Origin of the sequence: Paenibacillus dendritiformis (genome assembly GCF_021654795.1) — a bacterium.
Lineage (GTDB): Bacteria > Bacillota > Bacilli > Paenibacillales > Paenibacillaceae > Paenibacillus_B.
Genome location: NZ_AP025344.1, coordinates 2,445,294 through 2,469,631, shown reverse-complemented (window position 1 = coordinate 2,469,631; position 24,338 = coordinate 2,445,294). Strand labels below are relative to the sequence as shown.

The following is a 24,338-nucleotide window of genomic DNA, read 5'->3' as shown; positions in this document are numbered from 1 at the left end:
ATTTGTTCCGCTCTCCGGCGCTCTCAGGACATGAATAGCCGAATATGAAGCTGCTCATGCCTCATCTGGGCGCATTCCAGGCCGGGCGCGACGACGCCCAGGTCATCGATCGTCAGCGCCTGCACCCGATGCGCGGTCTGCTCAAGCAGCGGCTGCAGCTCCCGGAGCAGCTTCTGCCCGTCCGTCTGGCCCAACGGAATCGCCCGCACCCCGTTCTGGACCATGCCGGATACGGATGAGTACAGACAGGAGAGCACCGCGGTTCCCTTATCGACCCCGACGTGGAAGGCCATCAAGGCGAAGGCTATCGCCGGATGGCCGAACGACTCCTTCGCGGCCAGCCGTTTGCTGTAGTGGGCTACAGCTGGCGAGTCATATAGTTCGGTCGCCAGCTTCACCATTCTCTCGCCGATGCGTCGCATGCCTTCCCGCGTCTCCCGCGGAATGCACTGAATCGCCATCAGCCGATCCAGGCGCCAGATCTCTTCCGGCGCATTCGCCTCCAGCGCTTCATAGGCAAGGCGGCAAGCCAGCAGATCATTGCATACTAACTGTTCCAGCACATACGCCTCCAGCCAGAGCTTGAAGGACGACTTGTCTGTCACCTGGCCGCTCTGCATATACGTCTCGAGTCCGAACGAATGATTGAACGCGCCCGACGGGAAGTTCGAGTCGCACCACTGCAGCAGCGAGAGCAGCGCACTAGTGCTTATGACCGACATGGCGAAACGCTTGCTTCATTTTCTTGTTCTCGCGGGCAAAGGGAATTCCGTCCTGCGTCAGCTGCTCCTCCACTAGATAGTCGTACTGGACGACCATCGCTTCCCCCTCGAACTGCGCCGGCAAATGGCGGTTGCCGAGCTTGTGAGCGATCTCGCCCATCTCCCGAATCGAGCGGGGCTGAATCACAAGCACATCATCCGGCAGAACTTCGATGACGATCATGTTTTTGTCATCCATATACAAAATATCCCCGTCCTTGAGTTCGGTCCGCTGCGCAAGCCGGATGCCGATCTCGTTGCCGTGATCCGTCGTCACCCGCTGAATCGACTTCAACATATCTTCGCTCGCCATAAATACTTTTTCCAAATGCCGGCTTGCCCGCTCCTCGGGGCTCAAATCGGCCAAACGGCCAGCGATTTGTTCGATTATCATAGCTTCACCTCATCCTCGTTATGTGTCAGAACAGGAAATACCGCTGCGCCATCGGCACCACATCCACCGGCTCGCAAGTCAAAAGCTCTCCGTTCACCCGCACCTCATAGGTCTGCGGATCGACGAAAATATCCGGTGTCTCTCCATTCAAGGCCATATCCCGCTTCGTGATGCGGCGAATGCCCCGCACCGGCAGGACGATCTTGTTCAGTCCCAGCTTCCCGGGTACATCCTCGTCAAGGGCCGCCTGGGACATAAATGTCACCGAGGTGCGGCCAAGCGCCTTGCCTGCCGCCGCATACATCGGGCGATAATTGTATGGCTGGGGAGTCGGAATCGAAGCGTTGCCATCCCCCATCAAGCTCATGACTACAAAGCCGCTCTTCAATACAACATCCGGCTTTACCCCGAAAAATGCCGGGTTCCACAGCACCAAGTCAGCCATTTTCCCGACTTCAATCGATCCGGCATAATCGGCGATGCCATGCGTCAAGGCCGGGTTTATCGTATATTTGGCCACATACCGTCTCACGCGGTAGTTATCCCCCGCCTTGCCGGCATCCTCTGCCAGCTTCCCGCGCTGCTTCTTCATCTTGTCCGCCGTCTGCCACGTCCGCGTAACGACTTCCCCGACGCGGCCCATCGCCTGTGAATCGGAACTGACCATGCTGAATACCCCAATATCATGCAAAATATCTTCCGCCGCAATCGTCTCGGCGCGAATCCGGGAGTCGGCAAAGGCGACATCCTCCGGCACGCTCGGATCGAGATGATGACAGACCATCAGCATATCCAGATGCTCGTCCACCGTATTGACCGTGAACGGACGGGTCGGATTGGTGGAACTCGGCAGCACATTGGCGAGTCCGGCCATTTTGATCATGTCCGGCGCATGGCCACCGCCGGCGCCCTCGGTATGATACGTATGAATGATTCGGCCGCGGATGGCGGCAATCGTATCTTCCACGAACCCGCCCTCATTGAGCGTATCGGAATGGAGCGCGACCTGAACATCGTACTTGTCAGCGACCCGCAGTGCATAATCGATGGCTGACGCCGTCGCTCCCCAATCCTCGTGCACCTTCAAACCGATGGCACCGGCACGGATCTGCTCGGCCATCGGCTCCTCCGTTGCGCCGCTTCCCTTGCCCAGGAAGCCGACATTGATAGGCAGGCCTTCAGCGGCCTCCAGCATCCGGTGCATGTTCCATTGCCCCGGGGTGCAGGTTGTCGCCTTCGAGCCCTCAGCCGGGCCGGTGCCCCCTCCGATCAAAGTCGTCAACCCGGAGGCCAGCGCATGCTCGACCTGGGCAGGGTTAATAAAATGAACATGCGTATCGATGCCCCCCGCCGTAACAATCATACCCTCCGCGGCGAGAATTTCCGTGCACGCTCCGATAACCAGATCGACCCCGTCCATGACGAGCGGATTTCCGCTCTTCCCGATACCCGCGATTTTCCCGTCACGAATCCCGATATCCGCTTTATAGATACCGGTATAATCGACGATGATCGCATTGGTGATTACGAGATCCATCGCACCCTCATCGCGGGTAATCAGCGGATGCTGGCCCATTCCGTCGCGGATTGATTTGCCTCCGCCGAACTTCGCTTCATCCCCGTATCGTGTGAAGTCCTTCTCGATCTCGATGAACAAATCCGTATCCGCCAAGCGGACCGCATCGCCGACCGTTGGGCCGTACATATCGGCATACTGGCGTCTGCTCATGCGAAAACTCATGATAATGTCTCCTTCTTCTTTGTCTCGGACTCCCGCTGTTCGAAATCCTTGCCTATCGTATTCAACACGACCCGCTCATCCAGCGATCCCTCCGTCTTGTTGTTCAATCCGTAGACATGCCGCGTTCCCGTAAAAGGCACGAGTTCGACATCCTTCCGATCCCCTGGCTCGAAACGGACAGCCGCGCCCGACGGAATATTAAGATGCATGCCATAGGCAAGCTCCCGTTCGAATTGAAGCGCGCTGTTCGCTTCATAGAAATGAAAATGCGATCCGACTTGAATCGGCCGGTCCCCAAGATTCAACACGGAGACGGTAATCGTGCTTCGCCCCTCGTTGCAAACGATTTCATCGTCCCGTAAAATAAACTCACCCGGTTTCAAGCAATACTCCTCCTTCGACGTGAATAGGATACAAGCGGCTTTTCACTCCCCATACGGGACATACCGTGTCGGGCCTGGGCCTGTCAAGCGGGCCTATCGTATAGGACCTGCCGTAACGGTTCTGACTTTCGGGCCTACCGTACCGGTTCCAACTATCAGGCTTACCGTAGAGTTAGTACCAATCCGGATTTACCGTAGCGGTTCAACTAGCCCGCTTTGTCGTACCGGTTCTACCTACCAGGCTTACCGAAGAGGTTCTGTTATCCGGTTTTACCGCAGCGGCCCATGCCGGACTTAACGTATCGGCTCATGCACTGTGACCAGCTTCGTACCGTCAGGGAACGTCGCCTCGACCTGAATATCAGGAATCATTTCCGCTACCCCGTCCATCACATCTTCCCGCGTAAGGATAGTGGCGCCCTCGCTCATGAGCTGAGCGACAGTTTTTCCATCCCTCGCGCCTTCGATAAGTTCATATGTAATCAAAGCGATGGCCTCCGGGTAATTCAACTTCAAGCCGCGGTCCTTGCGTCTGCGGGCCAGATCCGCCGCAACGACGATCATCAGCTTTTCCTGTTCCCGAGGTGTCAATCTCATAAATGCGCCTCCCGTTCCGTCGTTTCATCCACATGAAAAAGTGCCAAAAAAAAGAAAGGGACTTCATTTTTTCATGAAACCTGACCATAAAGTTTCATCTTTTTGCATTGAACTACCGCTGCAGAACAGCCGCTATCATCTCCTTACATGTCTGAACGGCAAAGTAAGGCAGTCGAAGCTGCCGTTGGTGGAAATAATCCAATGATTTTCATAAAAAGGGTTGGCTGCAATGAGGTTGTCAGGTTGCAGGCCATTGACAAAATGAATACGGCTTCAAGCCGGCGAAGAGAAGAACTGAAAAATCATGAATGAGCATAAAGTAAAGGAGGGACAACTCATTCATCGAAAAGAGCGAGGACCAAGCGATCTGTGTCGATCATTATCTTCATTCTATTAAAAAGCGAGTTTAAGTTAAAGCGTTGCAAATCGACAAAACAAACAAAATATGCTGTCCTCAAGCGTAAAAATAAAACTTTTCCTCCGCTTTCATGCCGGATTGCGTTTTTTCAGCGATTTAAGCAAACTTTTCAAGTAATCCAATTCCTATCTTAAAAAAATTTCCCACGGTCCGTCCCCGTACTCTGGGACCTAGCACTCTCTTATCCGGTATCCCGTCGGTTCAGCTCAAACCGTCGTTAACACCCTTCACCTACATGCACCTTATTTTCACTATCCCACCGACTCAGCAGCTGTGTTTCTCTTCTCTACTTGTTATCCTATCCACTCAGGGCCTGCTCCCCCCGAACCAACCATCTCTACTCACTGTCCTAGTTGATTTTCACTTACTGTTCTATCCCATTAAATCAGTAAACACACCATCGCATTAACTCCCTTCAACGGAGTTAGGTGATTGTACAACTTGCGCTTATAAGGTCGTTATCCCGTCGTCTCAGTTCGCTCTCTTCATCTTACGCTCTTATGCTCGCTATCCCAGCGTCTCAGTTCGCTCTCTTCATTTTACGCTCTTAGGCTCGCTATCCCGGCGTCTCAGTTCGCGCTCTCCATCTTACACTCTTAGGCTCGCTATCCCGGCGTCTCAGTTTGCTTTCTTCATCTTACACTCTTAGGCTCGCTATCCCGGCGTCTCAGTCCTGACTTACTCAACATCTCGGAGCCTGTGCGTTGCGGCCATTATCTTCGCTCGCCTTTCCTCACTCCAAACATTGGTGAGACCTCATCCTTTCTCCAGGAAAATTTTATGTCATAAATTTTGCCTGCTTTCTTGTTTTACTTTCTTATTCTTTCACTGTCTTAAGGGGGTAGTTAAGGTAGATGATCATTCAGGCAACCGCACGATGGGAAGAAATTATATTTTTCTCAAAATTACCTATTAAACACTAGACACAAGAACATATGTTTGTTATACTAAAACTACCAGGAACATTTGTTCCCCGATCTTGAATACTGTAATATGCGGAGGTTATCTTGATGTTGAACTGGGAGGATATCGATAGTGTGGAACAATTGGAGCGCCAGTTTCCTACGGAATCGGCCTGTGCTGCATTTCTCACGCATCTGAAATGGCCGCAGGGCTTCGTCTGCCCGCGCTGCAACCATAGCCGCGCTTCTCTCATCAATACTCGCCGCCTCCCTCTTCATCAATGCAGCGCCTGCGGATATCAAGCCTCCTTAACAGCGGGAACGGTCATGGAGGGAAGCCGTACTTCCCTTCGGAAGTGGCTGACCGCTCTGTGGCTAGTCTCCCGTACGGATAGAGGGATTAATGCCGTCCAACTGCAATCGATTATTCAAGTCACCTACAAGACGGCATGGTTAATCCTGCATAAGATTAGAACTGCAATCAGTCATAGTGATGCCACCCGCCCTCTACCCGGCATTGTTCAGGGCTTCGTAGCGTTCTATGGGCGTTCCGTTCTGTCCCCCATCCAACTTCATCCAAAAGAATGTCCATTAATAATTGCCGAATCGGTGACAGGTGCATCCACCCATAGAGGCATATTAAAAATGAAGAAAGTTGACCCCCAACATTGCAGCAAAAAACTTTTGCTGCCAAGCGGCTGCGACGAATTTGCAGCACGGCATACGGAAAACCCAGACGAAACCTGCATCAACCGCTTCCACATCCAAGTACGCCGAAATGGCCGCTTATATCAGACCTTCCGGCAAGCCTGGCGCTGGATGAACAATACATTTCACGGGATTGGGTCAAAATATTTGCAGGCTTATTTGGATGAATTTTGCTTTCGCTATAATGCACAGGTTGAGCACGCCTGTAGTATGCAGCGGCTTCTTCAGCTGTGCACGTCGATATCGATCCAGCCACTCCTTCCCGGCGGTTTCAATCGTTCTCTTCGCAGTCGTTCTTATAACCGATTTGCCGCTTAATTTTCCAATCCTGTAAGCTCCCATACTCATCCGAACAGGCCAGAGCGGGAATATGAACTTGCTCTATAATTTTCGGTATATGAGCGTGCTCTCAGCACCCCTATTTTGCGGCTGTAGGTTGTAAATTCCTATGTACGAGCCGTGCCCGGCCATTGGCTGAGTCGATGGGATAGTGGAGAAAAGGTCTTGAAACAAGGATAAATGGGATACTCCGAAGGAGAAACGGAGCCGATATAAATGGTAAACGGCTTGAGAAGTGAAGGAGAAACAAAAGAGTTCACTCCTCTACATAAAAAACGCCAGCCCCGGATCCATGTCCAGGGCCGGCAGTCTATAGCCTGTATTATATTATGAAAAGTGGATCCAATCGATGTCCGCGATCCCCGTATCCCGGATTTGCCAACGGCGGATATTCGGGTTTTGGAAGGTGATATACAGCGTCTGTGGTCCGGTAAGCCGCTGGGCCAATTCCATCGAGTAGTTATGATAGAAAGGCGCCAGCTTCCCGTCCTTCAACGGCAGATCCATATCCGCTACCAGCGGGCCCTCCGCATCGCCGATATGAATGAGCATCCGTGTCTCTTCCGTCAAGACGGCAGCGCGAACGGTAATGTGGGTCACGCCTTCCGCGCCGAAATCGACATCATCGAACGCCATCCAGTTAGCGAAATGCAAATCGCGGACATGCACATACGTGCCTGGCACAAATAGTCCGTTCGAACGGTCGTAATGCTCCGCTTCCAGCGTGATGCCTCCTTCCGGGGCCGCCTCTGGCGCTACGACACTCACTTTTATCTCCAGCGATGGGCCCTCCTGGCCTGCCAGCTTGCCTGTAGCCGCCGTGACGATCGCCTCGCCCGGTCCCACGGCCGTAATCTGGCCGCGCTCATTGACGGTCACGACGCTTTCATTGCTGGAGGTCCATGTCAGTGACAGATTATCGGCCCACGCCGGCTCAACGCGGATATTCAAATACCGGCTCCAGCCTGGCTCGAGCACGATATCCTCTTCCGTGTTGAATTGAGGCTGCAGGCTTTCGGCCGGGTACGGACCAGCCTGGACATCGACTGCTTCGCCGTCTCCCCACGACCATACGGCGACGGCCGGCTGTCCCGCAACTCCTTCCTTGTTCACGGCCACCGCTTCGAAGGTAAGCTTGGTCTCTCCGAGCCGCTCTACGGATTTGACGTAAAACACGTCATCGAAGATTCGGCCTATCGCTTCCCGCTTCCCATCCTTCACTCGATACAAGTCGTAATACCATAAGTTATCGATAACACTATCATCGGCAAATTGCCAGGACAATATTATAGAGGCTTGCTCCTCGCTGATGTAGGCATGCTCCACCTGGAATCCGGCTGGAGCAGCCAGCACAGGCATCCGTGCCGCTTCCTCGATCAGCTTCAGCTCACCCAAGTTGAGCTTGACCGCGACACTCTTCTCCGTATGGGATGAGATGCGGATGCCGATGGCGGCGATCCGGCGCTTCGTCCCGCCCGCAAGCTGCAGCGCAAGCGTCGTCCAGTCTGTGCCGGGTACCGCAGCGAATGGCCGCACTTCCGGCGACTCCGGCTGGTCCTGATAGAATAGCAGCAATTGCAGTTGCAGCAAAGCGGAGTCCCTCTCGCCATCTTGCGTATGCTTCCCGGCAAAAGACCAGTCAAGCTTGCAGGTTAGCGATAACAGCACGTCCGTGTCAGTCGGCAAATCCGTCTTGTATAAACGAATGTCTGTGCTGCTTCCCGGATCCAGCAGTCCTTCCGCTTTGATGGACGAGCCGCCGTTCCAAGCTGTGCTGTAATCATAATCCACGGCAAGCGGAGTCCCTTCGGAATCAACCCACCATTGCCAGGTCGGAAGCAATTCTTGCGCGCTTACGTTGTTCCAGCCTTTGCGGCTTGCCGCCTCTCCGTTCAAGAAAAAAGCGAGCCCGTGCCCGTTGTTGAAACGCGTAACAAACGGATACGAACCGATGACCGAGCGCTCCGGTATGAAATGCGCCAGTCCGTCCCAGCTTTCTCCTTCCGAGCCGATGCCGCGTCCGCTTTGCGCTGGGTTGCCTGTGGCGCCGGACCAGTAAATGCGCTCGCGATGCTCGATATACTGCTGCATCTTCGGATCCGACGGATTCGGCCCGCGGTGCCATACCATATCGGTGCCGAACAATGCCACGCTCGTGCGCGGAGTGCGGGCCTCGTCATCACGGAAAATCGATTTCAGCTCATTGCCGCGCTCGAAGCGGAACTTGTCGTTTTCCACGCCGGCATAGAGCGCTTCGTACGGATCCAGTCCAATCTCTCTCGCGTAAGCATTGCTGTTCTCCAGCCGCTCGGGAGTATACGCGTAGTTAATGAATATGCTGTCGTTCGGCTGGCGGCCGTCCCGCTGGTCCAGAACCCATGGCGCATTCATCTCATTGAAGAAATTGATATACTGCAATTCGCCATTCGGCGCCAGACTGTCGTACCAGCTGAAGTACAGCCCGCTCTCGCGCATATATTTCAGCATCTTCATCAGTTGAGCGGCATGCTCTTCACTGATGCTCGCCTCCTGGTTGACGAAGTAGCCGTCGAACCCGAAATACTCCGCCATCTCGATCATTTTGTCGGCGACCGGGAAGCGTCCGTCTTCCGTCTCCTCGACCAACTCGCCAAAATCGGTGTCGCGCGGCCAGAACCAGCCGCCCAGGCTGATGACGCCGTTGCGGTGCGCGGCGTCGGTATACGCCGGATTCGGAAGATTCACGACGCCGTATTGCCGGTCCTCCTCCGGTGAACCATATACCGGCAGTCCGTGCCATGCCGCATAAATATCTTGGTACTGCCAGAACTTCAGGACGTTCCTGCTGAAGCTGTCATTATAGCGGTAGGCCCCGAACCATTCCTCTTTGTCGTAATCGGCTGACAAGTTCATCACCTTCGCCTGATAGGTCAGCGCAGGGTGCGCCTGAGTCGGGGCAAACGGTGCTATCCGCTTCGCGAGCGGAACCCGCGAACGGAAAAAGCGTGCATACGGATCCGTGTCTGGTGACCACGCTTTCAATTCCTTGGCATTGTACCCGTGGAGGTAAGGCTGCCCAGGTCCTCTCGGAGTCTCCCGGGCCGCTGACCAATCTTCTCGTACATGCTGCTTGTCATTGCTGCTGCGTGAGGAATTATCTGCACTCATCGCATTGCACCTCTCTTTCATCCATCGCCTTAAATATTAATAATGGAAAGGCTTCCACCGACTATCCTATCAGAAATTGCGCCCAGGGGAAACCTCGAATCGAACCTCCCAGTCCAAACTCACAGGTATATATTGGGAACACCCGTTTCCCAAGACCTTGGAACCACAACTTTTTATTTACTCCTTGTAAAGTGACAACACAAAATCTTATTATAATAGTTAACGATATCAAAAAAAGTTTATATTTTTATTCAATTAAATCCTTTTTTTATGTTTTCCAGTATCTTTTGGCTTATTTGGTTCAGAAATTGTTCATTCTTAACATCTACAATTAGGTATAAATACATAGTCAAAAGGGGAGGTACTCATGGGCAGACCTAGAATGGCAACACAACGACTGTGCAGCGAGGAAGGCTGCAAAGAGCGTCACTATGCGAAAAATCTCTGCAAGCGCCATTATCATCAAAAGAGACGGGCGGCACAAAAAAAGAAAAATGATGATATCTCTGTAACTGCTGACCTTGAGCGTATTGCTCAATTGCGTTAATAAAACAGCCCGGGGGCTGCCTTAAGGTCACCTAGACCTCTTCGTCAGCCCCCTGCTTCGTTCATTCCGACTCGCACGGAATGCAAAATTTGACGCAGGTCCCTTCCATCGGGGCGCTGCGAACCGAGATGCCCGTGCCGAACAGCTGCCGCAACCGGTAATCAATGTTTTTGAGGCCGATTCCGCCAGTCGCGCTCTTCGCCAGCAGCTGCTCCTGCCGCTCGGGCGAGATGCCGACCCCATCATCGCACACCTCGATGCAATACTGTTCATCCTCGGCATAGACGCGAATATGGATTGTGCCTCCGCCCATCCGTTTCATAATCCCATGATGCACGGCGTTCTCCACGATCGGCTGGATAGAGAGCGGCGGAATACGCAGCCTATGCGACTCAGGCAGATCGATCGTAAACTGCAGCCGGTCCCCGAACCTGATCTTTTCTATGTATAAATAAGAACGTACCAGTTGAAGCTCGCGTTCGAGCGGGACCAAAGGCTCCACATTATCGAATCGGAAGCTCTGCCGCAAATAATTGCTGAATTCGACCAGCAGCTCGCGCATCTGCTCCGGATCGTCCTCACTGAGCGAGACGAGCGAATTCAACGTGTTGAAAATAAAATGGGGTTTGATTTGCGCCTGCAAAAAAGCCATTTCCATACGGAAGCGCTCATTCGCCGAATGCTTCATCAGCAGCAGTGTCCGCACGCGGGCCCGCAGCTCGGCAGAGTCGATCGGCTTCGCCACAAAATCATTCGCCCCCGCCGAATAAGCGGCGAGCGCATCATCGGTCCGCCCCCTTCCCGTCAACATCAGAACCGGCAGCTCGAACAGGGAATGCATTTCCCGTATGCGCCGGCATACTTCCAAGCCCGACATGCCGGAGATCATCAGATTGAGCAATACGAGGTCCCAGTTCCGGAAGTGCCGAATCTGCAATAACGCTTCTTCCCCGCTGGCAACCGAGGTAAGCCGGAACCGATCAGGGGAGAGCAGATTTTCCAATACCTTCTGATGAATCGGATCATCGTCGACGATAAGAATGCAGGCCTCCCCAATCTCATCGACCGTAAAAGAAGGAGAAGGCGCGTCGAACACGATCTCTTCCGCAATCTCCCAGCCGAACTGCTCCTGATATTCCAGCGGCATCCGCACGGGAGCCGCCGCTTTGCCGTCCTCCTTCCTCATAAGTTCCCCCTCATCCCCCTGCTGTTGTTCAGCGATTGGCAGACGGAAATAGAACGTTGAGCCGCGGCCTATGGCTGACGTCACGCCAATGGTTCCGCCATGAAGCTCCACCAGCCGCTTCGTGACATTCAGACCGAGCCTTCTGTCAAAAAAAGAAGAACGATGCGGCACATCCTGCTCATACGCATTGAAGATGCCCTCCATCTCCGCTTGCGTCATTCCGCCTCCCGAATCCGAGATACGAACCTCCACTGCCTCCTCCAATGCCAGGGCCGACACCGTCACTGTGCCCTTCTTCGTATTCTTCACCGCATTATGCAGCAGCTGAGACATAATCTGCATCAAGCGCTGCTCATCAGCCAGTACCCGCGGCAGATCGTCATCCAGCTGGTTGCGTATTTCAATGTCGCGAGGCATTGTAATATAGCGGGTAATCTCGATCACAGCGGTGACGGTTCTCCTCAGATCAAGTTCTTTCACATGGATGAGCATCCTTCCTTCCTTCAATTCTGACCAATCGTGAAGATCGCTGACCAATCTGGTCATATGCTTGGCGACGAAGACAACGATATGCAAATCTTCCTCTTGCTTGACCGACAGGTTGCCGCGGTTGCCTTCCAGCAGAGATTGCGCCAAATTCGTAATCGCTAGCAGCGGCGTCTTCAATTCCTTGGCAGTCGCTGCCATAAATTCTTCATTCGAGCGCCTATGGTTCGACAAAGCTCTGGCCAATTCCTTCTCTCTGCGATAGGCAATATAATGCTGTCTTGCCTGGACGAAGACAAGCACGCAAATAAAAATGATAAAGTTCATGTACCAAAGCCGAAGCGACTCATGTGCGCCAAACACTCCGCCATATACCGCAAAACCTCCCGCCGCGAAAGCGAGCGTCAGCAGAAAGGGATACGACTTTCCGGCAACCATCGAACGGCGCACCAGCCTATAGAAAAGATAGAGATATAAGGCTAGAAATATTCCATGCGTTACCGCAGATACGGCAATGATGCCGCGGTTCTTTACGAGCAATACAGCGACGGTCCCCAGCATCGAGACGTAAGCCGCGAATCGGGCTATCTGCGGATGGACATAGCATTGCCGCCTTCGCGATGCATAGAGCAGCAGGAACAGATTCATGCCGATCGACGCCAATGTAATCAGCTTGTAACGCCAATAGAAGGACAGCATCGGCAACAGCATCGCTCCCCATTTTTCTCCGAAAATGAGAACGAACAGTATCGCGGACAAGCAAAAAAGAACAAAATATTGCCACCCGGGCTGCGGCAATCGGAACAGATAGATAAGTATCGTATGAAAAGCGCCCAGCAATAAGGTCAGTAGAATGCCCATTTCCAGCATGAGCTCAAGGTTCCGTTCCAGGTTCACTTGCTGCGGCAGTCCAAACGATATCGGCCGGGTAATGGCCCCTTGCCAGACGGAATCTGGCCGGTCGATCTGGATCATCAGATCGATAACATTGCTATTCGTATGCGCATAGGCAACATAGGAGGTGTTGTATGGCGTTTTTGAATGGAAATCGTCCGGGGAGGGCCCGCCGCTGCCAATGCGCAGGCCATTGACGATCATGCTGTGGGTACTCATAATGGATTTCACATAAAAAGAAAATATCTGTTCCGCGCTGTTGTCAAGCATAATTCGCAATCGGTACGTGCCGTATGTAGAGAAAGGCCGGGATCCCGTCCATGCGCTGTCGATTGTCCAGGGGCACGGCACTTGGATGAAGACGGGCTTGGCGCCAAGGGCCTCGATCTGGGAAGCGTTCGAAAATATCCGATCCGGATAAAATTCCCATTCCCCCTTCAATTTGACGAGGCCCACTTGTTCCCACCCGCTGCCGCGCAAATCGAGCACCCCCTGCACCGGCTTCGGTAATGCCCCGCATTCCCGGAAAAAACCGCCGGCCAGCACGACATACAGAATGGTCACGAGTGCAAAGACGAGTCGAACAACATATCGTTTTGCCATTTGCCCAATCTCCCTACTGTAGTTAAAGCTGCATTTTGGCGGTATCTTGAGAGCCGCAGCGGAGCTTGCTTCGTTTGATTCGCATCATATGTCTGTCCGCCATCTCCACAATATCGCTTAATAATGTTCCCTCCTCCGGATATACCGCATAGCCGTATGATACCGCAAAAGGAACCGCGGCCTGCTGTGCGGCCAAGGCCAGCTTGCTCATGATGCGGCTGCGGATCCCGCGCAGGTCGCGCCGGTCGGAGCAAGGCACCAAGAACACAAATTCATCGCCTCCCCACCGGACGAGCGCGGTCTCGCTGCCGCAACTATTCAGCAGCACGGTCGAGATGAGCCGCAGCACCCGATCTCCCGCATTGTGGCCATACTTGTCATTAATTTCCTTGAATCGATCGACGTCGAAGAAAAAGACTGCGGTTTTCTGTCCATTCTTGCGGTGCTTGCCAGCCAGCCTCTGAAATATTACATCGGCACTTCTGCGGTTATACGCCAATGTCAAGGGGTCGATCTCCGATTCATACTTCACGACATCATACCGTTTGCCGCATCGCCAGGCTACGCCAAGCATCAACATGGTGAGCACGGCCAACATCGGATTCATCATTTTTGCCGACATGAGGTATGCGATGAGTACAACCCATCCGCACAGCGTCATGGCAGTCACCATTATTCTGCCCGTATATTTCATGTTGATTGGTTTTCACTCCCACATGATTTGGATTTTTTACCTAAAATTTCGACTTTTTCTCATAAACATCGACTATTCTATGATGGCCTACTGAACAAATACTGAATCATCTTCCCAAGAAAAATAACCGCCGCGGAAGCAGAATCCACGACGGTCGGCGCGATTAAATGCTGTTTTTCCATTCCATGTACCAAGCAAATACTTCCCTGCTGGGTTCAATGCCTAATTCTCCTTTTAAATTGTGGCTTAGCAGTTGAAATTGCTTGATGACTTCCCCGTAGTTGCCCAACTGCGCATGAATTTTCATCAGTCCGAAATAACTGTCCTCGGTATATGGATATTTCTCCTGGATTTGTTTGTAAAGGGGCATCGCTTCCGTGTATGCATTCATCCGCATCAAACATTCGGCCACCTGCTTCGCATGATTGAACCAGATTAACCGAAGCCTCTCTTGTTCGCCTTCCGCCCACAAATATTGATGCTCAGCCAAATAATCGCCCCGGTAGGCGTTCAGCAGCTTCTGATGCTCCTGGATCGTCTCGGGAGACACCTGCGGGGCCAGGCGCATCGCCTTCTCCCATTCCTCCTTGTCCAGCTTCATGCCGCCCAATTCGAGCCGGTACCCCTCATCCATATATTTGATGTGGATTCGCAGCGCCCTCTGCTTAATGACCTGCCTGATCTGGTAAATCGTCGTATGTAAATGGGCTGATGACTTCTCAATGCGGTAATTCGGCCACAGCAAATCCAGAATCGTATCTTTGCGCAGCGTCTGCTCCCGATGGTGGAGCAAATAGGCGAATAGTTCCTGTGCTTTGACCGTCCGCCAATGAAAAGTCTTCAGTTCCTGTTGGGGAGTAATATAATGCAGATAGGACAAAGTGCACAGCATCCCCTCAAGCTGGCTGTGCTTCCCCGCATCGATGACTTGCGCCGGCTTGGCGAGCCGCTTCAGCGTCTTCTCGATCCGGGTCCGCTGCACCGGCTTCAATAAATAGTCTAACGCATTCAGCTCGAATGCCTCAACCGCATATTCGTTATATGCCGTCACAAATACGATATGAAGGTGGGGTTGAATGCGCAACAGACGTTCTGCCAGTTCCATTCCATCCATTTCCGGCATCTCGATATCCAGAAACACAAGATGAATCGTCTCCCGCTCCGCCGCTTCCAGTGCCAGATGCGGATTTTGAAATGAACCGACAATTTCAATAGACACTTCCTTTCCATCCTGTTCCTTCAACAGCTTTTCCATACGTCGCAGCGCTAGCATTTCATCATCGACAAGGATCGCTTTCATATTCCTTCCCCCTTGCAATCTTGACCGCAGCGGCCTCCCCCTCATCGGACACGCCTCGATGTGCCCCCTTGGCGGAACGGCCGGGCTCGTCCCTTCCCGCCTCCCGCATCGACGGCGCCGAAGCGGATCACGCAGCCTGCTGCTCCTCCATGGATCTCGCCGCACGACCATACGGTCATCTTCACTATAAAGGGACGGGGGAGAAAAAGAAACAGCCTGCGCCTTTTGCTTCAGACCTGAGACCTAATCCGAAAGGCACGAACGCTTTCATCTTAGTCAAATATACTAAACAATAACTGAACAAAAGCGATAATCCTAAAAAACGCCTCGGAGAGCTGCCTCCAACGCGCAATCGAGGGGGGATGATAGTTCAGCTTCTCTATGCGTTTGTCGATAACAACAGCGAAGCGGAAGCGAGCGAGCCTTCCTGGAGCAGTTATCCCGCCCGGGCCCTGCCGGGCGGGAACGCCGCTTATGACGAAGCCCGTCCGGGTCAGGACGGGCTTCAGTCTTCTTCGCGCGCCAGGCGCAGCACGTGCTCGATAAATGGCGCCTTCCGCCGCGTATACTCGACGCGATCATCCGGATACTGGCTGGCCAGTGCAAGCTTCAACTGTCTATATTGCTCCCGGACATCCGGGCGGGACCTTAAATAATCGCGGAACAGCAACTGCTCTTCCCAATGGGTATCCCCATGCCTGTAAATATGCAAATGATGCGTCCCCGCCCGCCAGCGGCCGCGCCGGAAAAATCGGCGCTCCGGCCAATCCGGCTTCGGCACATACTCGTAGCCAATCGCGGCCAGGCGCTCGATATGCGCCTCGGTCAAGTCCTCCAGCCGATGCACGCCAACCATAATATCAATGATCGGCTTCGCGCCCAATCCGGGAACCGAAGTGCTGCCGATATGCTCTACCGCTACGGCAATATCCGAGAGCGCCTCCTTGATAGCCCGCTTCTCCTGTTCGTAGTCGTGCACCCAGTCCGGGTTATAGTCACTGATGACGACCGTTTCCATCGTTATCCCCCTTTTCTTCCATTTGTTCACGCGATTCGCCCGTTCCCTGCAATCCCCTCGCGCTTCCCGGAACCGCAGCTTTCTCTAATAACGTACTCCGGCACTTCCATGCTAAGCAACTGGCCAACCCGCGGAAGCATCCCGGCCTCCAGGCGCGCGCGCTCCCAAGCGCCTGCCTTACAGCGGAAAACGCTCGGGCGAAGGAGCCGCTTCCACATAGACCCGCTGGCTCGGCAGCGCAAGCGAGACTCCCTCTTCCTCGAGAACCTCCATAATCATCAGATTGATCTGTTCCTTATGCTTCAAATATTCTGCCCATACCGTCGTCTTGGTGAAGTAATAGAAGAAGATGCCCAGACTGCTCTCATTGAACTCGCTGAATCGGACCATGATGACGGCCGGGTCTACGGCCTCGTTCTCACGCAGGCGGGCGTCCATTTTGGCGATGGCCGCCTGCAGCCGCTCGCGATCCGAATCGAGCGCGACGTTCAGGGTGAACGTGACCCGCCGCTTCCCCATCCGGCTCCAATTCGTAATCGCCTGGCCCGCCAGCGTCGCATTCGGCACCGTGACGAGCGAATGGGCGAAGGTTCGGATTTTCGAACTGCGGAACGTAATATCTTCGACCGTCCCTTCCACGCTCGGGGTCATAATCCAATCGCCCTTGGAGAAAGGCTTTTCCGTAATAATGACAATCCCGCCCAGAAAATTGCTGAGCGTGTCCTGAGCGGCCAGCGCGATCGCCAGACTGCCCAGGCCAAGCCCCGCGACCACGCCGTTAATGCTGTAGCCCCACTCCGAGGCGATCATCGTAATGGCTATGATGACGACGAGGAAGCGCAGCACCTTGGACAAAAAAGGAATCAGCATGCTCGACTCGTCGATCCCAAGCCGCGCAGACAGCCCGCTGAACAAGCTCGATGAGCGGGCCGCCATATGATAGAGTCCCCAAGCAATGAGGACGATGATGGCGTTGCGGTAAATTTTTCCGATCGCAAGCAGCAAGGCTCCGCCTGGAGGAAAGACCATTTTGCAGGCCAGATAAATGCCGACAAGGACAAAAAAACATTGCATCGGCTTCTCAAACGCCGTCAAAAAATGCGTGGCCCCCTTCGAGCGCGACAACCCGCGCACCAGCAGGGCGAACAGGTAGTTCGTGAACAGCTTGCGGAACAGCAAAAACAGCAGCAATACTCCGGCGGCGCCGATCCACCGGCTCCACTCCGTTGACTCTAACAGGCCAGGAATCCATTCATTAAGCAATTGGGTGATTCACCTCATTATCTTAAAGTTGGGTTCCATTATAACATTGACCTCTTGGATGGGAAAAGGCAGGCCGCCGGCACGGCCCGGTCAAGCCTCGGCGGCGGCATCCCAGGCGCGCAACAAAGGAAGGCGGACCTCATAGGCGTTGCGCGGATATGGGCCGAATACGGCAACCGTTCCGCCATGCGAAGCCACGATTTCCCGGGCTTCCGCCCAGCCGCCGCCTAGCCGTTCATCCCGCCCAGGCAGCCGCTCGGCCGGCCGGAGCATGCCTTCCTCGCGGCTCGGCACAACCGCTCCGCGAACGCCGTCGTTCCGAATCTGGACGACGGCCTCCTCCTCTGCCTCGAACAATCCGATTCGGATCGGTCCATAAGGCCGGCCCGCCCGCGCCGTTTCAGCTATCAGCATCTCGAACGCTTCCATGAGCCGGGTCCCGTCCCCGTATATCATCATCGGCTGCCCGCCGTCGTCCGCACAGTCCAGCGCGATCGCAAGCCTCGGCCGCTCCGGACGGGATTGGTGCTCTTCCGCGAGCTGCATCAGCAGCCGACGCACATCGACGGGATGCCACGCTTCCCGTTCGGGAACCTGAGGCAGTCTTGCCAGTTCGAACCGCCGGTTGACCGCCCGGCTCAAGTGCAGCGCCTTGTCGCGCGCAATCTGAACATAATGGCGCAGCTCCACTTCATCCCTATACCCGTCTTCCGCGATCAACTGCAAGTACCCCAGGATCGATGTCAGCGGCGTACGCACCTCATGCGACAGTTCGGTCATGAGCCTATTCATCCGCTCGGCCGCCGCATGCTGGGTCTCCCGGGCCGCAGACATCTCCCGCGACAGCCGGTTGACGGCATCCGCCGCTTCGCCTAACTCCGCCGCCGATCGTCTGACGGGAAGCGGGCTCGCAGCTTCCCCATCTGCGAGGCGGACGAGACTGTCCTTGATCTGCCCGTAATAGACCGCTTCGGCGCCGAGAAGCAACAGCAGGCCCGCGATGAACAGCACCCCGGTCCCCACCAGCGCCATGCCTTCGACATCCATGATGGAAGACAGAAGGCGGTAAAGCTTCCACAACGGTGGAATATCGACCGCATGCATTATGAAGCGCAAAGCGGCCAACCCGCACATCGTGATCGCAAAAGCGCCGCCTAACCAAATGCCAACGAGAAACAGCAGCTTCCATAGGAAGCGGGCCGCGTCTGGATGGCCTCCCCCTCGCCTCTCTATCATTCGGCCTGCTATCCGTGCTTCCCGAGGCTGGGGATTCCGTATCCGGTTTCGTACACTTCGATTCATAAGCTTCTCCCTTTCTCCATCGCATTCCGAACAAGTCAAATCCCTTTTTTCAGCAGCTTGAATATGAGTATCAGTATAGGAGCCGCTGATGAAGAGCCTGCTAACATTTCATGAAGAAAAGATGAAGAAGTGCTTAACAATTGTGATACGCGAACGAACGTCTTCCTTCCCTGACACGCCATAAAAGCCCCTGTCCTGCTCCATCGGGAGAGGACAAGGGCTTGCCGCGCTTCGGTAGATTCAAGAGCGCAGAACGGAACCCGGCTCGCTGTCAGGCCAGGCCCGCTCTGCCGGGAAGCCGCTTGCCGTTCAGCTTCCTTGGAGCATGCGCAGCAGCTCGTGGCGCTCCAGCAGCTTCCCCAGCTCCTCCCGCAGTTCCGGGGTTAGCGGCCGGGCCGGCGCCAGGACATGGGTCGGTATAGGAATGCCGGAGGCCCGGACCGCTTCCTTAATCGTATGGAAGAACGGGGCTTCTAACGGATACACCTCAGACACGATCCGGAACAGCTTCCGCTGAGTATCGGCGATGGCCGCCAGATCGCTGCGCCGGTAGGCCTCGTACAGCCCGCATGTCAGATGCGGCGCGAAGTTCGCGCTCGCCGGAACCGCGCCGTCGCCTCCCGCGATCAGCGTCTCCAGCAGAAGATGATCGTAGCCGGCGAACACCGCGAACTCCGGCCGCTGCCCCTTCACATCGCGGATCACCTCCAAAATCGGCTCGATCTGCTGCACCGTCTGCTTGACTCCGGCAATGTTGGGATACGCCGCGGCCAATGCAGCCACGATGGACGGCTTCACCTCTTGCCCGGTCAGGCCCGGATAATTGTAAATGTATACCGGCAGCGACACCGATTCGGCGATGTCGGCATAATGACGGTACAGCTGCTCGCCGCTTAGCTTCGCGGCGTACGGATTGAGGACGACGACCGCATCCGCGCCGGCCGACTCGGCGTGGCGGCTGAGCTCGATTGCTTCGTCTGTGCGGCTCGAGCCGGTTCCGATGAGAACCGGAAGGCGACCGTTCGTATACCGGATCGCGAATTCAGCGACCTGCTTACGCTGCTCAGCCGACATGTGAAAGAATTCACCCGCTGAGCCGAGAAAAAACAAGCCATGAACGCCGGCTTCCGTCAAATAATCAATCATCCGCCCCATGCCCGCGGTATCGAGCTGACCGTGCTCGTCGAATACCGTAATGACCGGCGGAATAATCCCCTGCAATGCACTGCGTTGCTTCATGCTTAATCGCTCCTTCATCTGCTGTAGATCTGCGTAGTTGGCCGGGACGAGTCGGCGGATTATGGAATGAACGTACGTCTAAGCCTCGTTCGTGTTATCGATAACATTAATGGTCGAAAAAATTTTCTCCGTCCCGCTTCCGTATCGCGCCGCCAACATGAGTTCACTCGATCAGGGAGCCCTTCGCGGCGGTGCCCGACAATATCCCTTCTACTGTAACTTTAGCATAGCGTCTGATCCGATGCCAGGCCACATTATGGACATCTGATGACATTCGCCGCGCCGCTGCGGTCCAGAGGAGCTTCTAGCCGACCGGGCGAGCGAGCCCCGACTCCTTGGCCGGCACCGGGGCTCGCTCCGCGAGTCACGGCAGCAGCCGATCATCGAAGCGGCTCGGGGGCAGACCAGCCACTTGGGGCTCGACGCGGAATACGCCGCCCGCATAAGGCTGCTGCTCGAGCTGCTCCTCCTTCATCCCGGTACGCGCTGTCGTGACATACAGCTCGCGGTACGAAGGGCCGCCGAAGCAGAGCGAGGTCGTATGCGCCGCAGGAATCGGCACGGCTGCGAGCTGCTCTCCCGTCTCCGGATTCCAGCGCGTAATACGGGCGCCGCCCCAATGAGCCACCCATACCATCCCCTCGGCGTCGACGGTCATCCCGTCGGGAATCCCTTCTCCATCGGAGATGCGGATGACGGGACGGCGGTTGCCGAGTTCGCCCCGCGCCACATCATAGTCGAACGCATCGACCCGTATCGTCGGGGTATCGATATAATACATCGTTCCGCCGTCCGGACTCCAGCCCATCCCGTTCGACAGCGTGATGCCTTCCAACAGGGTGACGACCTTGCCATCCGGATCCAATCGGTAGAGGGAAGCCTCCCCTTCTCCCTTGGACAGGCTCAGCTTTCCTTCGATTAGGCTGAGCGTTCCCGCCAGCAGACGGCCTGCCGGATCACATTTCGCGTCATTGAACCTCATCTGTCCCGAATGAAGAACCGGGTCGCCGATACGGCCGAGTTCCTTCGTATCCGGGTGAACGAAATAGAAGCCGTCCTGCAGCACGCACAGCAGGCGACGCCCCGATTCCGTCAAGGCGACGGCGCCGGCATAGCTGGGCACGGCCATCGTCTCCCGCTTCCCGGATGCAGGCTCAGCATAATGGATCGCCCTTCCCGTAATATCAACCCAGTAGAGGCGCTGCGTGCGCTCATCCCATACCGGCCCTTCGCCGAGCGCCGCTCTGTCATCATATAACATCTCCGCTTTCATCGTATGCGTTCCTCCATCTCCCCTTTCCCACATCCTACCATAGATTGCCGTGTTCGTCCCTGTTTTTTCCCCCAATGCCGGCAGGGACGCGATCAGCCATCACGTCCCTGTCCCATAACTGCGATTGTATGAAAGATAGAGCCTCCCCTTTTACTTCGCGCAGGCGGTTGCCGGATTGCGGCTGCCGTAGTAAGCCGCATAGGTCTTGTACCCGCCGCTCAGGTTCATGCTCTCGAAGCCGTGCTGATCAAGAATGCGGGTGGCCAGATAGCCGCGCAGCCCGACCTGGCAGCTGACGACAATCGGCCGATCCTGCGGCAGCTCGTCCAGCCGGCTGCGGAGATCGCCCAGCGGAATATGGATCGAGCCTTCGATATAGCCCGCTTCGCGCTCGGCGGACTCCCTTACGTCAATGAGGCAGGCGCCATCGCGCACCATCCGGTCGATCTGGTCGTAGTGGACGACTTTCACTTCGCCGTCAACCACATGGGAGGCGACATAGCCGAGCATATTGACCGGATCCTTCGCCGACGAATAGGGAGGCGCATAGGCCAATTCAAGATCGGGCAGGTCGTGCACGGCCAGATTGCCCTTGATGGCGGTGGCCACCACGTCGATCCGCTTGTCCACGCCCTGCTTGCCGACGCCCTGAACTCCGTAAATAGCGCCCGTCTCCGGATGGAAGGTCAGCTTGAGCGAGATAGGCGACCCGCCAGGGTAGTACCCGGCATGAGAAGCCGGATGAATATGGACGGATTCATACGGTACGCCCAGCTTCCGGAGCGTCTTCGCATTGCTGCCCGCCGCCGCAACCGTCAGATCGAATACCTTTGCCACCGCGGTCCCTAGGGTGCCCCGGTATGGCTGGCCCTTCCCGCAAATGTTGTCCGCGACCAGTCTGCCCTGACGGTTCGCCGGCCAGGCGAGCGGCACCATGGCCGGCGTGCCGTGAATGTAATCCTTCACTTCAATGGCGTCGCCGATCGCCCAAATATCGGGATCCTCCGTGCGCAAATATTCATCGACGAGAATGCCCCCTCTCTCGCCGAGCGCCAGCCCCGCCGATCGGGCAAGCTCATTCTCTGGCCGGACACCGATAGACAGGATCGTCATATCCGTCGGCAGCACGCGCCCGCTGGCGAGAACGACGGACCGCCCCTCGTCCCGGAACGCGTTGACCACGTCCCCCAATATCAGTTCAATTCCTTTGTCCCGAAGATGATGATGCACGATGGCCGCCATTTCCGGATCGAGCGGCGCCATGACTTGATCGGCCATTTCAACGACAGTTACCGCGATGCCGCGATGGGCCAGATTATCCGCCATCTCCAGGCCGATGAAGCCGCCGCCGACTATGACGGCCCGCTCTGGCGATGTCTCGTCCACATGCCGCTTAATCCGGTCCGTGTCCGGAATGCTTCGCAGCGTGAACGTCCGCTTCGCCTCCTTCAACCCTTCGATCGGCGGCACGATAGGCTTCGCCCCCGGAGACAAAATCAACGTGTCATACGCTTCCTCGTACTGCTCTCCCGTCTTGACGTTCCGAACGGAGACGATATGGCGATCCCGATCGATGGCCGTCACTTCCTGCTCTGTACGAATATCGAGCCGGAACCGCGTCGACATGCCTTGGGCGGTCTGCACGAGCAGAGACTGCCGCTTCGGAATGACGCCGCCAATATAATACGGAAGCCCGCAGTTCGCGTACGAAATATGCTCCCCTCGCTCGAACATAATGATCTCCGCATGCTCATCCAGACGTCGCAGCCGGGCAGCCGCCGTCGCGCCGCCCGCCACCCCGCCGACAATCACAATTTTGCGCTGTTTCATCTTCCATCCACTCCTCATATACCCCTTCGGGTATGCAATAATATAAAAAAAGAGATTATTTCCGCGGTCCCGTCCATCGGTTCATGCCCCCGCGCACATTGACGACATCCGCATAACCATGCCGCCGCAGCAGTCCGGCCGCCCGGACGCTTCGCATCCCGCTCTGGCAGATGACATACAGCTTCTTCCCCTGCGGGATGCCGCTCACCTTGGCCGCAAGCCCGGACAGAGGCCGGTTCAGCGCGGAGGGAATATGGCCTTGGGCATACTCCGAAGGCTCACGCACATCCACGATGACCGCATCCTGCAGCGGCAGCAGCGCTTGGAGCTGCTGCGCCGTAATCGAAGAAGATTTATTCGCCCGGAACTTGAAGAGCCATCCGAACATATCAGCTCCTCCTTTATCATTTTATATACCCCTATGGGTATATTACCATCATTCCCTCCCCCCGTCAATGCGGAAGACCGGCCTATCCCCCATGGGCCTCCATCAGAGAGACTGCCTCAGGCGGGCCATCAGCGGACGCACGGCTTCAGGCAGGCCTTCATCCGGCCCGCCTCCGCTTTATGCTTTGTCGAAATAAAAATCGGTGTTCATGTAGACATAAGGATCCTGCGGCGCATCGATCAGTCGAATGCCGCCGTCCTTTACTTCCAGCTTCATCACTTCCGTGCCCTCATCCAGCTTCAGCTTCGACAACGTGCCGGTCACTTCAATCCAGCTGTCATCGGTGAACCGTGCCGCATCAGGCACTTCGATCATGATGCCGTACGGGAACGCATCGGCCGCGCAGCATTCCAGGGCGAAACGCACGACGGCGAACCGGTTCCGCCCCATCCCCTCGCCCCGGTGCACGAAGCCCCGCAGCGTAAGCGTCTTGCCTTGGAACTGTTCCTTATACAGATCGAGCGTCGTAATCGTCTCGATGAACAGCTTCTCCGGGATCCCGATCTCCTTCTCTTGGACAAGCTTGGCCGCATGCTTCGCATAGATCAGCGTGTAACGGTCATAAGGGAATCGGCCATCCCACAGCTTCTCTTCCTCCTGCTCGGCTGCTTGTTCCACAACGTCCGGCTCACCCGCTTCATTCCGCATCGCGCCAGGCGAATCCACCATCACGAGCAGAAGCTCTGATGCTGACGTTCCGTCCGCCCGCGTCCCAGAGGACCGCCCCTCCGTGCCCGGCATCCGATCCCGCTCCGGGCCCCTCGTCCGCTCCTGGGCGATGGAATATTGCACGCCTTTTTTCTCCGCCATCGCGCTGCCAAGCGAGGAGACCGGGAGCAGCAGAGCCGCCGCCAAGGGGAGCACA

At 55.6% G+C, this 24,338-nt stretch carries 19 protein-coding genes; 2 read left to right on the top strand and 17 right to left on the bottom strand.

The features are described 5' to 3' along the window. Nucleotides 1-23: 23 nt before the first annotated feature. The 5 genes from L6439_RS10770 to L6439_RS10750 form a co-directional block, all read right to left on the bottom strand. Nucleotides 24-722: an urease accessory protein UreF gene (locus L6439_RS10770; RefSeq protein ID WP_168180229.1), complete on the bottom strand. Its 699-nt coding sequence runs from the start codon at nt 720-722 to the stop codon at nt 24-26. After that, nucleotides 703-1,155, bottom strand: a complete 453-nt coding sequence (ureE, locus tag L6439_RS10765; RefSeq protein WP_168180228.1) for an urease accessory protein UreE — start codon at nt 1,153-1,155, stop codon at nt 703-705. Before ureE ends, L6439_RS10770 begins: the two co-directional genes overlap by 20 nt. Nucleotides 1,156-1,180: 25 nt before the next feature. Next, nucleotides 1,181-2,896: an urease subunit alpha gene (gene ureC / locus L6439_RS10760; RefSeq protein WP_213469688.1), complete on the bottom strand. Its 1,716-nt coding sequence runs from the start codon at nt 2,894-2,896 to the stop codon at nt 1,181-1,183. Then, complete coding sequence (locus L6439_RS10755) at nt 2,893-3,279, bottom strand: urease subunit beta (protein ID WP_168180226.1); 387 nt, start codon at nt 3,277-3,279, stop codon at nt 2,893-2,895. Before L6439_RS10755 ends, ureC begins: the two co-directional genes overlap by 4 nt. Before the next feature lie 294 nt (nt 3,280-3,573). After that, nucleotides 3,574-3,876: an urease subunit gamma gene (locus L6439_RS10750; protein WP_213469687.1), complete on the bottom strand. Its 303-nt coding sequence runs from the start codon at nt 3,874-3,876 to the stop codon at nt 3,574-3,576. A 1,428-nt stretch (nt 3,877-5,304) separates the two neighbouring features. On the opposite strand from L6439_RS10750, the gene L6439_RS10745 reads away from it, so the two are divergent. Continuing rightward, a complete protein-coding gene (locus tag L6439_RS10745) occupies nt 5,305-6,222 on the top strand; it encodes a transposase (protein ID WP_213469686.1) in 918 nt (305 codons plus the stop codon). Between the two features lie 348 nt (nt 6,223-6,570). Here L6439_RS10745 and L6439_RS10740 read toward each other — a convergent pair whose 3' ends face one another. Continuing rightward, on the bottom strand, nt 6,571-9,390 hold the full coding sequence (locus L6439_RS10740; protein ID WP_213469685.1) for an endo-beta-N-acetylglucosaminidase: 2,820 nt from the start codon (nt 9,388-9,390) through the stop codon (nt 6,571-6,573). 382 nt (nt 9,391-9,772) lie between these two features. On the opposite strand from L6439_RS10740, the gene L6439_RS10735 reads away from it, so the two are divergent. After that, entirely contained in the window at nt 9,773-9,937 is a 165-nt protein-coding gene (locus L6439_RS10735; protein WP_237096813.1) for a hypothetical protein, read from the top strand. Nucleotides 9,938-9,998: 61 nt separating this feature from the next. Here the strand turns inward: L6439_RS10735 and L6439_RS10730 are convergent, their stop codons facing one another. From L6439_RS10730 to L6439_RS10680, 11 genes are all read right to left on the bottom strand, one after another. After that, on the bottom strand, nt 9,999-13,106 hold the full coding sequence (locus L6439_RS10730) for a hybrid sensor histidine kinase/response regulator (protein WP_213469683.1): 3,108 nt from the start codon (nt 13,104-13,106) through the stop codon (nt 9,999-10,001). 22 nt (nt 13,107-13,128) lie between these two features. Next, nucleotides 13,129-13,800 (bottom strand): GGDEF domain-containing protein, encoded by a 672-nt coding sequence (locus L6439_RS10725; protein ID WP_213469682.1) that lies wholly within the window; start codon nt 13,798-13,800, stop codon nt 13,129-13,131. Between the two features lie 163 nt (nt 13,801-13,963). Further along, entirely contained in the window at nt 13,964-15,100 is a 1,137-nt protein-coding gene (locus tag L6439_RS10720; protein ID WP_168180219.1) for a response regulator, read from the bottom strand. A gap of 505 nt (nt 15,101-15,605) precedes the next feature. Beyond that, nucleotides 15,606-16,118, bottom strand: a complete 513-nt coding sequence (locus L6439_RS10715) for a GrpB family protein (protein ID WP_213469681.1) — start codon at nt 16,116-16,118, stop codon at nt 15,606-15,608. 177 nt (nt 16,119-16,295) lie between these two features. Next, nucleotides 16,296-17,381, bottom strand: a complete 1,086-nt coding sequence (locus tag L6439_RS10710) for a mechanosensitive ion channel family protein (RefSeq protein WP_168180217.1) — start codon at nt 17,379-17,381, stop codon at nt 16,296-16,298. 90 nt (nt 17,382-17,471) lie between these two features. After that, complete coding sequence (locus tag L6439_RS10705; RefSeq protein ID WP_213469680.1) at nt 17,472-18,617, bottom strand: sensor histidine kinase; 1,146 nt, start codon at nt 18,615-18,617, stop codon at nt 17,472-17,474. 375 nt (nt 18,618-18,992) lie between these two features. Beyond that, on the bottom strand, nt 18,993-19,922 hold the full coding sequence (locus tag L6439_RS10700) for a dihydrodipicolinate synthase family protein (protein ID WP_213469679.1): 930 nt from the start codon (nt 19,920-19,922) through the stop codon (nt 18,993-18,995). Between the two features lie 364 nt (nt 19,923-20,286). Next, nucleotides 20,287-21,195 (bottom strand): SMP-30/gluconolactonase/LRE family protein, encoded by a 909-nt coding sequence (locus L6439_RS10695; RefSeq protein WP_213469678.1) that lies wholly within the window; start codon nt 21,193-21,195, stop codon nt 20,287-20,289. A 150-nt stretch (nt 21,196-21,345) separates the two neighbouring features. Beyond that, nucleotides 21,346-23,025, bottom strand: a complete 1,680-nt coding sequence (locus tag L6439_RS10690; protein WP_213469677.1) for a CoA-disulfide reductase — start codon at nt 23,023-23,025, stop codon at nt 21,346-21,348. Between the two features lie 55 nt (nt 23,026-23,080). Beyond that, on the bottom strand, nt 23,081-23,413 hold the full coding sequence (locus L6439_RS10685; RefSeq protein WP_213469676.1) for a rhodanese-like domain-containing protein: 333 nt from the start codon (nt 23,411-23,413) through the stop codon (nt 23,081-23,083). A 177-nt stretch (nt 23,414-23,590) separates the two neighbouring features. After that, nucleotides 23,591-24,337, bottom strand: coding sequence for a TIGR03943 family putative permease subunit (locus L6439_RS10680; RefSeq protein WP_331253381.1), 747 nt, complete (start codon nt 24,335-24,337; stop codon nt 23,591-23,593). Nucleotide 24,338 lies beyond the last annotated feature (1 nt).